Source organism: Sediminicoccus sp. BL-A-41-H5, from assembly GCF_050632405.1.
Taxonomy (GTDB): Bacteria; Pseudomonadota; Alphaproteobacteria; order Acetobacterales; family Acetobacteraceae; genus Roseococcus.
In genome coordinates this window covers 1,082,711-1,094,138 of record NZ_CP192601.1, presented here as the reverse complement: position 1 = coordinate 1,094,138, position 11,428 = coordinate 1,082,711, and the positions used below count along the sequence as shown (strand labels likewise).

11 protein-coding genes are annotated in these 11,428 nt (G+C 72.0%); 3 read left to right on the top strand and 8 right to left on the bottom strand.

What is annotated here, in order from left to right; all coding sequences use genetic code 11:
• Positions 1 to 6 precede the first annotated feature (6 nt).
• The 4 genes from ACQ860_RS05475 to ACQ860_RS05460 form a co-directional block, all read right to left on the bottom strand.
• On the bottom strand, positions 7 to 1,134 hold the full coding sequence (locus ACQ860_RS05475) for a hypothetical protein (protein WP_431302402.1): 1,128 nt from the start codon (positions 1,132 to 1,134) through the stop codon (positions 7 to 9).
• On the bottom strand, positions 1,131 to 2,405 hold the full coding sequence (locus ACQ860_RS05470) for a glycosyl hydrolase family 8 (protein ID WP_431302401.1): 1,275 nt from the start codon (positions 2,403 to 2,405) through the stop codon (positions 1,131 to 1,133). Before ACQ860_RS05470 ends, ACQ860_RS05475 begins: the two co-directional genes overlap by 4 nt.
• Positions 2,406 to 2,483: 78 nt before the next feature.
• A complete protein-coding gene (locus ACQ860_RS05465; RefSeq protein WP_431302400.1) occupies positions 2,484 to 3,437 on the bottom strand; it encodes a Bug family tripartite tricarboxylate transporter substrate binding protein in 954 nt (317 codons plus the stop codon).
• Positions 3,434 to 4,480 carry an adenosine deaminase family protein gene (locus tag ACQ860_RS05460; protein ID WP_431302399.1) on the bottom strand — a complete coding sequence of 349 codons (1,047 nt, stop codon included), beginning with the start codon at positions 4,478 to 4,480 and terminating at the stop codon, positions 3,434 to 3,436. The genes ACQ860_RS05465 and ACQ860_RS05460 overlap by 4 nt, the downstream gene beginning before the upstream one ends.
• Before the next feature lie 29 nt (positions 4,481 to 4,509).
• On the opposite strand from ACQ860_RS05460, the gene ACQ860_RS05455 reads away from it, so the two are divergent.
• A complete protein-coding gene (locus ACQ860_RS05455) occupies positions 4,510 to 5,694 on the top strand; it encodes a phosphoserine transaminase (RefSeq protein WP_431302398.1) in 1,185 nt (394 codons plus the stop codon).
• Here ACQ860_RS05455 and ACQ860_RS05450 read toward each other — a convergent pair.
• Positions 5,655 to 6,716, bottom strand: a complete 1,062-nt coding sequence (locus ACQ860_RS05450; RefSeq protein ID WP_431302397.1) for a class I SAM-dependent methyltransferase — start codon at positions 6,714 to 6,716, stop codon at positions 5,655 to 5,657. The two genes, ACQ860_RS05455 and ACQ860_RS05450, sit on opposite strands and share 40 nt — an antisense overlap.
• A gap of 102 nt (positions 6,717 to 6,818) precedes the next feature.
• Between ACQ860_RS05450 and ACQ860_RS05445 the strand changes: the two genes are divergently transcribed.
• Positions 6,819 to 7,475: a response regulator transcription factor gene (locus tag ACQ860_RS05445; protein WP_431302396.1), complete on the top strand. Its 657-nt coding sequence runs from the start codon at positions 6,819 to 6,821 to the stop codon at positions 7,473 to 7,475.
• Positions 7,472 to 8,806 carry a sensor histidine kinase gene (locus tag ACQ860_RS05440; protein WP_431302395.1) on the top strand — a complete coding sequence of 445 codons (1,335 nt, stop codon included), beginning with the start codon at positions 7,472 to 7,474 and terminating at the stop codon, positions 8,804 to 8,806. The genes ACQ860_RS05445 and ACQ860_RS05440 overlap by 4 nt, the downstream gene beginning before the upstream one ends.
• A gap of 49 nt (positions 8,807 to 8,855) precedes the next feature.
• Here ACQ860_RS05440 and ACQ860_RS05435 read toward each other — a convergent pair whose 3' ends face one another.
• The 3 genes from ACQ860_RS05435 to ACQ860_RS05425 are packed head-to-tail and all read right to left on the bottom strand — an operon-like array spanning position 8,856 to position 11,423.
• Complete coding sequence (locus ACQ860_RS05435) at positions 8,856 to 9,251, bottom strand: Rieske (2Fe-2S) protein (protein WP_431302394.1); 396 nt, start codon at positions 9,249 to 9,251, stop codon at positions 8,856 to 8,858.
• A gap of 1 nt (position 9,252) precedes the next feature.
• The gene (locus ACQ860_RS05430; RefSeq protein WP_431302393.1) at positions 9,253 to 10,356 is read right to left on the bottom strand and encodes an amidohydrolase family protein; all 1,104 of its coding nucleotides are present in this window, start codon (positions 10,354 to 10,356) and stop codon (positions 9,253 to 9,255) included.
• The gene (locus tag ACQ860_RS05425) at positions 10,353 to 11,423 is read right to left on the bottom strand and encodes an amidohydrolase family protein (protein ID WP_431302392.1); all 1,071 of its coding nucleotides are present in this window, start codon (positions 11,421 to 11,423) and stop codon (positions 10,353 to 10,355) included. Before ACQ860_RS05425 ends, ACQ860_RS05430 begins: the two co-directional genes overlap by 4 nt.
• Between the last annotated feature and the right edge of the window lie 5 nt (positions 11,424 to 11,428).

Sequence of the window (11,428 nt, the reverse complement as noted above, 5' to 3'; positions counted from 1 at the left end):
AAACGGCTACCGGTGCTCGCCGAAGCGCGCGCCGATCAGCGCATCCCAGGCGCGCAGCATGTAGGCGCGGGCCGAGGCATCGAGCTGCGGCGCGATGGCGCGGCCGGTCAGCCCCGCCCGCAGCTCGGGCGTGAGGCCCGCGGTCCAGAGCCGGTCGGTCGGCTGGGGGTCCGTCGCCATCGGGCCGGTGCCGGGCACGAGGCCGCGGCCGAAGACGCGGCGCTGCATCTCGGGCTGGCGCAGGAAGGCCAGCAGGGGCTCGATCAGCGCCACCCGCTCGGCCGCCACGCCGCGCGGCAGGGTGAGGATCATGCTGTGCGGCAGCAGGGGCGCCGCGTCGAAGAGCGTGCAGGCGATATCCGCCGGCAGCATGTCCTGCGCCACGCCGAGCAGGTAGGAGCCGAGCACGATGGGCGCCAGGTCCACGCCGCCATCTAGGAATTCCTCCGCCGCCGCCTGGCCGGAGCTGGGGTAATAGGCGACGTGGCGGCCGAGCTCGGCAAGGTAGGGCCATGTGCTGGTCCAGCCCCGGCGCGGATCGAGCGGGTCCGGGTCGTTCAGCAGGTAGGGCAGGCCCGTCACGAAGGCCTGGCCGAAGCGGGACTGGCCGGGGCGGGTGTATTGGAAGCGCTTCGGGTTCTGGCGCGCATAGTCCAGCAGTTCCGCCGCCGTGCGGGGCGCGCGGGCCAGGACGGAGCGGCGGTGCAGCAGCACCGGCCCGCCCGGCAGGCTGCCCAGCACGAGGCCCGTGCCGCCCAGGCGCGCCTGCACCATCCGCCCCGCTTCCGTCAGCCCCGGCGTGTTCCCGGCGAGCCAGGGGGCGGGTACCTCGCGCCAGAGATCGCGCGCGAGGCCGAGCGCGTGGCCCGCGGTGTTGGTCAGCACGGCTTCCGCCCCGGGGCTGCCGGCCTCCACCTCCTCGCGCAGGTCGGTCGTGATCCAGGGCAGGCCCTCCACACGGATCTCGGCGGGCGGGTTGAAGTCCGGATGGTGGTGCAGGTCGCTCAGCACGGCGGCGTTGAGGCGCCGGCCTTCGCCGGCCGCGACGACATAGGGGCCGTTCGCGGTCTGGGCGCGGGCGGCGGCCAGCGGCAGGGTGGCGGCGATCAGCCCGCGGCGGGTGAGGGCGCTCATCGGGGCGGAGCCAGGCCGCGCATCCCGGCGGCGACGCCGCGCACCTGCGGCTGCTCGGCATGCAGGTTGCGCGCCCATTGCGCCTGGGCGGGCGTGATGACGGGCAGGGGCTCGGCCTCCTCCTCGGCCGGGTCCCCGCGCCAGCGGGACCAGGCGGCCTGGGCCGCGCCCATCAGGCGCTCGGTGCGGCTGGGCGGGGTGGCGGGCGTGGGCGGCACCAGGGCGGGCGGCTCGATCGCCATGTGAGGCGCGATGCGCGTCTGCAGGACCAGCGCCGCGCCGAAATAATCCGGCGCATCCGCCACGCCGAGCGGCGCGCCCGTGCGCTCGCCGAAGCGGCTGCGGACCAGCGCGTGGATGGAGCGGACGCCGGCATGGCCGGGATAGGGGGCGATGGCGCCAGTGTTCAGATCCACCCAGGCGGGCGGGCGCTGGGTATGGCTCGGGGAGTCCCAGAAGCTGCGCGCCGAAGGCAGGGGCGTGGCATCCAGTTGCTGCCACGCGAGGTTGAGCGGCACGCGCACGGCATCCCAGGCGAAGCGGTTGGGCCAGCGGCCGGTGGCGACCGGCGGGCCGCCATGGGCGGGCAGCAGGAGCCAGTCGGGCGGCAGGCGCCAGCGGCCGAAGGCGGCCTCGCGCATCAATTGCAGCCCATCGCGCTCCAGCGCCGCCCAGCGCGCATCGGGCACGGCGCGGGAGAGGGCGCGCAGGGCGGGGAAGGCGTAGTAGGAGAGGTTGATGACGACGCCCTGCGAATCCTCGAAGCCATGGATGCCGGGCAGCAGCAGCGTGCGGCCGCGGAACTCGATGACGCAGCATCGCAGGATGTCGGCCGTGATGCGCTGCGCCTGCTCGCGATAGGCCGGCGCCTCCCAGCGTTCGGCGGCCATGAGCAGCGACCAGGCGATGAAGATGTCGCCATCCGTCGCGTTGTTCGTGTCGGTCACGCCGGCGCGGCTGTTGGGGTCGAAGCGCCAGGCGGAGAGGCTGTCGCCAGGGCGGGCGAGGTTGCGGCGCGTCCAGTTCCACATCTGGTCGAAGCGCGCGCGGTCATTGAAATGCAAGGCGAAGAGCATGGAATAGCCCTGGCCTTCGCTGTGCGAGATGCCGCGATTGGCGGTGTCGATGATGCGGCCTTCGGGGGCGAGGTAGCGGCGGACATAGGCCTGCCATTCGGCAGGGCCGGGCGGGGGTGGCGGCGCGGCGAGGGCGGGGGTGGGCAGGAGGGCTGCCAGCAGGGCGAGGGCATGGAGCATGGCGGCCAGTTTCATGCGGGCTTCTCCGGATGCATGAAACGGTTGCATGCACGCGCCCCGCCTTCAAGCGCGCATGCAAAATTTGCGTGCATGTCACTCGGCGCGGATGTTCGCCGCCCGCACCACCGCCTGGTAGCGCGCGAGTTCGGCGCGCAGCAGGGCCGTCATTTCCTCGGGCGTCTTGCGCCAGGGCGTCATGCCGATCTGGCCGAGGCGTTGGCGGAACCCGGCCTCGGCCTGCATCGCATCCAGCGCCGCGGCGAGCCGGGCGATGATGGCCGGATCGGTGCGCGCGGGGGCGAAGAGGCCCTGCCAGGCCAGCATCTCCACACCCGCGAAGGCCGGCAGGCTGGCCAGCGGCGGGAGGTCCTCGATGACGCCCAGCGAGGAATTGGCGAAGCCCTTGATCCGCCCCTCGCGCAGCAGCGGCGCCGTGCTGGTGATGGTCAGCACCGCGAGGTCGAGCCGCCCGGCGATGAGGTCCGAGGGGATCTGGGCCGCGATGCGATAGGGCACGTGCTCCAGCTTCACGCCCGCGCCGCGCGCGATGATCTCGCCCCAGAGATGCAGGGAGGTGCCGGTGCCGGAGGTGGCGAAGGTCAGGCCATCGGGACGGGCGCGGGCCAGCGCCAGGAGGGCGGGGAGGTCATTCGCCGGCAGGTCCGGGCGGCCAACCAGTGTCAGCGGGAGCGAGGCCAGCATGCCGATCGGCGAAAAATCGCGCAGCGGCTCGTAGCGCACGGCATTCGGCGTGACGAAGGGCGAGATGGTGAAGGGGCTCTCCACGCCGACCAGCAGGGTGTAGCCATCGGGCGCCGCGCGGGCCACGCGCTCGGTGCCGATGGTGCCGCCCGCACCCGGCGCGTTCTCCACCACCACGCTTTGGCCGAGGTGGCGGGTGAGTTCGGCCGCCGCCAGCCGCGCCACCGTGTCCACATTGCCGCCGGGGGCGAAGGGCACGACGAGGGTGACGGGCCGCGTCGGCCAGGATTGCGCCAGCGCGGGTGTCGCCAGCGGCGTGGCCAGCAGGGCGCGGCGGGGGATCATGCGATGGCTCCATCGGGGAAGGTCTCGGCGGCCAGCGCGTCGAATTCCTGGGCGAAGGCGCCCTCCAGGTGGCGGCGGGCGGGCTCGGGCAGGAAGGAACCGCGGATGCCGTTCAGCATGAAGCTGCGCAGATCGCCGAGGCCGAAGCCGAAATCCTCCGCCATCATCCGCCAGCAGCGCGTGGGCGTGACCTGGTGCAGCGGCGGGTCGTCGGTGTTGGGGTGGATCAGCAGCCCGGCCTCGGGCATGCGGGCGAGCGGGTGTCCGTCCGGCCAGTTCTCCAGCGTGCGGAGATAGTAGGAATTGGTGGGCACCACGGTGAAGAGGATGCCCCGCTCCGCGCAGCGCGCGGTGAGCGCGGGATCTTCCAGGATGGTGTAGCCGTGATCAATCCGGTCCACCTCGCAGAGGTCCAGCGCGGTCGCGACGTTGCGCGGGTGGCAGCCGAATTCGCCGGCATGGGCCGTCAATTTGAATCCGGCCTGCTTCGCGATGCGCCAGGCGCGCCAGAAGAGCTCGGGCGGGCGGTCGGTCTCGCGGTAGTCGATGCCCATGCCGATGATGGCGTCGCGCCGATGCGCCACCATCCACTCGGCCATCTCGGTGGCGGCCTCGGGCGGGGCCTCGCGGTCGATGGAGGGGATGAGCAGGGCGGAGACGCCGAAATCGGCCGCCGCATCGGCGAAGCCGGCGAGGATGGCGTCCGCGCCCTTGGCGTAGGGAAACAGATGCGCGGTTCCGGTCGGGTTCCAGAAGATCTCCGAATGGCGCACGCCATGCGCGGCGGCGTCCTGGAGATGTTCATAGGCGATGCGGTGCAGGTCACGCGCGTCGCGCAGGATGCGGCTCTCCAGCGCGCGCAGGATGTGCAGCACGCCCTTGGGCCTGGCGTCGCGGGCGTAGAGCTGGTCCACCTCGGGCGCGCCCATGCCGCAGCGGGCGGCCATCTCGGCGAAGGTGGATTGCCGCACGGCCCCCAGCAGGTGGACATGCAGGTCCACCTTGGGCAGCGCGTGGCAGAAGGTCTCGAGGCGGTCGGTCATGCGGGCCATCCTGCCATGCCCGTGGGGAGATGACAGGCCCGGCCGCGCGTGCCACGAAGCCTCCCATGCAGAAGCCCGCCAACCCCCGTTTCTCCTCCGGCCCCTGCGCCAAGCGGCCCGGATTTTCGCTGGACGCGCTGGAAGGCGCGCTGCTTGGCCGCAGCCATCGCGCGGCCGCCCCCAAGGCCCGCCTCGCCGAGGTGATCGAGCGCTCCCGGGCCATTCTGGGCATGCCGGCGGATTATCGCCTGGGCATCGTGCCGGCCTCGGACACGGGCGCCGTCGAGATGGCGCTGTGGAGCCTGCTCGGGGCCCGCGGCGTGGATGTGCTGGCCTGGGAGAGTTTTTCCGCCGAATGGGCGCATGACATCCAGGCCGAGCTGAAGCTCGCCGACCTGCGCCTGCTGAAGGCGCCCTATGGCCAGTTGCCGGACCTCTCGGCGGTGGACCCGGCGCGGGATTGCGTCTTCGTCTGGAATGGCACGACGAGCGGCGTGCGCCTGCCCCATGCGGACTGGATCCGCGACGACCGCGAGGGGCTGACCATCTGCGACGCGACATCGGCCGCCTTCGCCATGGATCTGCCCTGGCCCAAGCTCGATGTCGTCACCTGGTCCTGGCAGAAGGTGCTGGGGGGCGAGGCGGCGCATGGCATGCTGGCGCTCTCGCCCCGCGCCGTGGCGCGCCTCGAATCCCACAAGCCGGCCTGGCCGCTGCCCAAGGTGTTCCGCCTGACCAAGGGGGGCAAGCTGATCGAGGGCATCTTCAAGGGCGATACGATCAACACGCCCTCCATGCTCTGTGTCGAGGATGCGCTGGACGGGCTGCGCTGGGCCGAGGGCGTGGGCGGCCTGCGCGGGCTGAATGCCCGCGCCGAGGGCAACCTTGCCACCATCGCGGGCTGGGTCGCTCAGAGCGAGTGGGCGCGCTTCCTGGCGGAAGACCCGGCCACGCGCTCCTGCACCAGCGTCTGCCTCCGTATCGTCGCACCCTGGTTCACCGCGCTCGATGCCGGCGCGCAGGTCAAGGCGGCGGCGCGGCTCTCGGCGCTGCTGGAGGAGGAAGGCGTGGCGCTCGATGCCGCGAGCTATCGCGACGCGCCGCCGGGGCTGCGGATCTGGTGCGGGGCCACGGTGGAGCAGGCCGATGTGGCGGCGCTGCTCCCCTGGCTCGATCAGGCCTTCGCGCGGCTCGCCGCCGAATTCGCCGGCTGAGCGCGCCCGCCCATCCGCCAGCCATGCCGGCCGGCCCAGGGGGAGCCCTGGTCAAGGGCCGCCTGGTCCAGCAGCGCCTCGGCCATGGCGCGGATGGTGGCGTGGCGGCGCGTGGTCACATGCTCGCCGATGTTGCGGACCAGGCGCTGCCACCGCCGCGTGAGGGGCGCGGCCGAGAGCAGGTAGGCCCCGCGCGACTGCTGCTGCGTCATCTGGCGCCAGAGGGCCTCGGCATGCGCGGCATCGGCGCCGGCCGGCGGCTGGTCCCCCGGCATGCGCTTGCGGAAGGTGATCGAGGTGTGGGTGAGGTTCTCGCCCGCGCGCGGCGTGAAGCCCGCCTGCCAGGCCGCGGCGATCAGCGTCTGGGGCGTGAAGTTCCAGATATGGGCGGCGTGGAAGGTGTTGGCGAGCTGCTTGCGGATGCCCGCCAGGTTCGGCACCTCGATGAAGAGCAGCCCCTCGGGCGCGAGGGCCGCGTGGATGCGGCGCATCGCGGCCCAGGGGTCGGTCAGGTGCTCCATGACGTGGTTCATGGTGACGAGGTGCAGCGCCTCGCGCGGGAATTCGGGCGCGTCCCAGCCGCCCTGGCTGATGTCCACCGCATATTCGCGGCGGGCGAATTCGGCATAGCCCCAATTGGGCTCGAGGCCCGTGGCGGTGAAGCCCGCCTCGCGCATCACGAAGGTGAATTCGCCGGAGGAGGCCCCGATGTCCAGCACGCGGGCATGGGCGGGCAGCAGGGGGGCCAGGCGGCGGGCGCGGGCCATGGCGCCGCGCAGCGCGCGCAGCGCGTGCTTCCGCTTGGGCGAGAAGCCGCCCTTGTATTCCAGGCGGTAGCGCGTGGCGTAGAAATCGCTCACCTCGGCGTCATCCGGGATCTCGGCATGGCTGACGAGGCCGCAGCCGGTGCAGAGGACGGTCTCGAGCGGCGCGCCGCCGCGGCCGCGATCGGCCACCAGCCGGCGCGAGGCGGTGCCGCAGAGGCGGCAGGAGGAAGCCGGGTGATCGTGGCCGAGGGGCATGCGCGTCTCCATGGTTCGGCGAGCGCAATAATCGGCGGGCGCCCCGGCTGGCTGACACGGCGTGTCAGCGCGATGTCAGGAAAGGGGCGCTAAGGGGAGGGCATGCGGATCCTGGTGGTGGAGGATGAGGCGGGCATCGCGCGGGACGTCCTGCGCGCGCTGGCCCATGCCGGCTTCGCAGCCGAGCATCTGGCCGATGGCGCCGCCGCCTGGGAGCGCGGCGGGACCGAGCCCTTCGCCGCCGCCATCCTTGACCTCAACCTGCCCGGCGTGGACGGGCTCTCGCTGCTGCGCCGCTGGCGGGCGGAGGGAGTGGCGTTTCCCATCCTCGTGCTGTCGGCCCGCGCCACCTGGGCGGTGCGGGTGGAGGCGATCGACGCGGGGGCGGATGACTACCTCGTGAAGCCCTTCGCGATGGAGGAGCTGCTGGCGCGGCTGCGCGCCATCCTGCGCCGCAACGCGGGCCTGGCCGGCAATGTGCTGCGCGCGGGCGGGCTCGCGCTGGATACCCGCGCGCGGCGGCTGACGCAGGGCGGCGAGGCGGTGGAACTGACGCCGCTGGAATTCCGCCTCATCGCCTATCTCATGCATCATGCCGGCCGCGCCGTGCACCAGACCGAATTGATGGAACACCTCTACGCCGACGAGGCCGACCGCGCGGACAATGCCGTGGAGGCGCTCGTGGCGCGGCTGAGGCGCAAGATCGGTGCGGCCACCATCCGCACGCGGCGCGGCCATGGCTATGTGGTGGAGCCGTGACGCGCTCGCTGCGCGCGCGCTTCGCCTGGGCCGGCCTCGGCATGACGGCGATGGTCATGCTGGTGCTGGGCCTGGTGCTGCAGGGCCTGTTCGAGCGCCATGTGGAGCGCGAGGCGGAAGTCCAGCTGGAGGTGGATCTGCGCGTGCTGGGCCGCGTGGTGGCCACGGGCGAGGGCGTCTGGACGCGCCTTCCGCCGCTACCCGATCCGCGCTTCCTGGAGCCCTATTCGGGCCTCTACTGGCAGGTGCGCGATGCCCGCACGGGCGAGACCTGGCGCTCGTCCTCGCTGGGCGGCTTCACGCTGGAGATGCAGGCAGCGGCCCCCGCGCCGGGTGGGCTGCACCGGCTGATCCTGCGCGGCCCGGAGGGCGGCAAGATGATCGCGCTCGAACGCCCGCTGGGTGAGGCGGCGGGCGCGGATCTGCGCGCGGTGGTGGCGGTGGACCGCAAGGTGCTACGCGCGGCGAATCGCGCCTTTCTCTGGGAATTCCTGCCGGTGCTGGGGCTGCTGGCGCTGGCCCTGCTGGCCGCCTCGCTGGTGCAGGGCGTGATCGCGCTGCGGCCCATCGCCGATGCGCGGCGCGCGCTGGGGGCGCTGCGGGCGGGCCAGCGGGAGCGGCTGAGCGGGGCGCTCCCGGCGGAGCTGGACGGGCTCGCGCAGGATTTCGACGCGCTGCTGGAGGGGCAGCGCCGCGCCTCGCGCATCGCGCGCGAACGCGCGGCGGACCTGGCGCATGGGCTTCGCACGCCGCTCGCCCTGCTGGGCGCCCGGGCGCGCGATCTGGAAGGGCGCGGCGAGGCGGAGGCGGCGGGCGAGCTGCGCGAGTTGGCGGGCGCGATGGAATCGCGGATCGCGCGGGAATTGGCCCGCGCCCATATTCATGGGCCGGCGCGGCTGGGCGGACGCGTGGCGCTCGCCCCTCTCGCCCGCCGCATCGTGGACGCCCTGGCCCGCTCGCCCGCGGGCGAGCGCCTCACCTGGGAGGTGGCGGTGCCCGAGGGGCTGACGCTGACGGGCGATGAGGGCGATGTGCTGGAGCTGCTGGGCTCGCTGCTCGACAATGCGGGGAAATGGGCGCGGAGCCGGGTGCGCGTGGCGGCGGAGCCGGGCCTCGTCCTCCGCGTGGAGGATGACGGGCCGGGCATCGCGCCGCAGAACCGGCGGGCGGCTCTGACGCGGGGCGTGCGGCTGGACCCCTCGGTCAGCGGCACGGGGCTGGGCCTCGCCATCGCGCAGGATGTGGTGGCCGCCTATGGCGGGGCGCTGGAACTGGCCGCGAGCGAATGGGGCGGGCTGTGCGTGCGGGTCACGCTGCCCGCCGGAGCATGACGCGTCGCGCCGGAACCGGCGAGGCGCCGAATCATCCGCTCAACGACCGTCAGACGTCCACCACCACGTAGTCCTCCTCGACGCGCACGGGGAAGGTCTCTGCCTGCAGCGCCTCGCCCTTCTCGACGCAGGCGGGGAAGGCGCGGACCTTCATGCGGCGCGGATCGAAGCGGGATTTCCCGGTGCGGATGTCGAATTCCCAGGCGTGCCAGGGGCAGCGGATGATCTCGCCCGCGCGGCCATAATGATATTCGCCGGGGCAGGGGCTCTCGACCAGGCCCATGACCGGGCCGGCGGCCAGCGAGCCGCCCTGGTGCGGGCAGCGGTCGGACAGCGCGAAGAACTCGCCGCCCAGGTTGAACACCACCACGCGCTTGCCATTGGCCTCGACGAGGCGGCGCTCGCCGGGGGGGATTTCGGCGACCGGCGCCACGATGTGCTTCATGTCAGAAGCCGTAGAGCTTGCGCGCGTTCCCGCCATAGATGGCGGCGCGCTTGTCCTCGGGGATGAAGCTCGGGATCGCGGTGCGCGGGTCGTCGAAATCCCAGTGCGGGTAGTCGCTCGCGTAGAGGATCTTCTCCCAGCCGATCCAGCTCATGCAGTCGAGCAGATGCTCCGGCCGCGGCGGTTCCTCGATGGGCTGGGTGCTGACCCAGATCTGGTCGCGGATCTGCTGCGAGGGCAGGCGCTTCATGGCCGGCAGTTCGGACTTGAGCATGGGCCAGTGCTTGTCGAGGCGCCAGGCCACGCTCGGCAGCCAGCCGAAGCCGCATTCGATGAGGATGATGCGCAGGCGCGGGAAGCGTTCCAGCACGCCCTCGATGACGAGCGAGTTCACGAGGGACTGGCAGGAGGTGGCGTGCTCGCTCACCTCCTCGATGTAGAAGCTGGGCCAGCCGCCATTGGTCATCGCCCAGCCACTGTAGCCGAAGGCGTGGATGCCGATGGGCAGGTTCGCTTCCTGCGCCGCCTCGAAGATCGGCCAGTATTTCGGATTGCCGAGCGGGTGGGAGGTGCGGCTCATCAGCAGCACCTGGCAGAAGCGCGCATCGCCCGCGCGCTTGCGGATTTCGCGCGCGCTGGCTTCCGGGTCCTCGTAGGGCACGACGACGCTGGCGCGCAGCCGCGCATCGCGGTCCACCCAGGTGGCGAGCTGCCACTCGTTGACCGCATGCGCCATGGCGACCGAGAAGGGGTTGTTCTGGTCGCCCTGGGCGGTCGGCTGCAGCGGGTTCAGCACGCCGATATCCACACCGTGGAAATCGAGCATCTGTTCCTGCATGAAGGCGAGGTCGCTGGCCGGCGTGCCCTCGGCCGGCCAGGCGTCGCGGCGGCAGGCGAGCGGCTGCGACTTGAAATACGGCGTGCCCTTCACGAAGCCGTGGCGCGGGCGGATGCCGAAGGTGTTCAGCCGCTCGCGCATCTCGGCCGAGAGCCAGGGCTCGTAGTCGTTGATGGAGCGCGGACGGGGATGGATGTCCACATCCACGAGGCCCTGCGTGGCGGCCAGCGGGCGGCCGGGCGAAGCTTGCGGGCGGATCACGTTCATGGGGTCACCTCCAGGGCGAGCCGGTTATAGGTCGAAACCGCGTTCTCCACGCAGATTTTCCGCGCCAGCGTGGCGTCGATGCCGGGCGGCAGGCGGGGCGGGCCGTCGAATTGCCAATGCGGCCAGTCACTGGACCAGAGCAGCATGGCATCGCTGCCCAGGTGGTCCATCACGCGCTGCACCGTCTCGGCGTCTTCCGGCGCGTCGCAGGGCTGGATGGAGAGGCGCACATTCTCGCGCACCACGTCGAAGGGGTTGCGGTCGAGCCAGGGGACCTCGAAGCGCACGCCCTTCCAGCCCTTCACCAGGCGCCAGAGAAAGGCGGGCAGCCAGGAGACGCCGCTTTCGAGCAGCACGACCTTGAGCGTGGGGAAGCGGACGAAGACGCCCTCGGTGATCAGCGAGGCCATGGTGCTCTGGAAGGCCTGCTGGTTGGCCGCATAATCCTCGGCATACCAGGAGGGCCAGCCGAGCGAGGTCACCGGGTTGCGATAGGCCGTGCCGGCATGGATGGCGAGCGGGAGGTTGTGCTTCACCAGCGCCTCGAAGACCGGCCAGTTGTGCCGTCGGCCGAGTGGCGTCTCGCCCATCACCAGCACCATGGCCTGCACGAAGCGGGGATCGGGCGCGCAGCGTTCGATCTCGGCCACCGCATGCTCGGCGTTGAACATGGGCAGCACGATGGAGCCGGCGAGGCGCGGATCGGCGTCCAGCCATTCGGCGCGCGTCCAGTCGTTCAGCGCGGACGTGAAGGCATGCGCCATGTCCTCGTTGAAGATGAGCTGCACACCGTAGAGCGGTGTGACGATACCGCGCGAAACCTTCCACGGGTCCAGCACCTGCTGCTGGAGATGCCCGATGCGCGAGGCGGGCCATTCCCCATCCGGGCGCCAGTCTGCCCGCACCGTCTTGGGGGCTTTGGGCGGATAGGCCTGGGTGTCGAAGCCCTCCATCCCGCGCAGCGTGATCTGGTCCCGCCAGAGATCGGGCAGGTAGGGTGCGAGGGCCGAAAGCCCCGGCACCATGGGGTGGAGATCGGCGTCGATCGCGCCGGCGGGCAGGTCCATGGCTT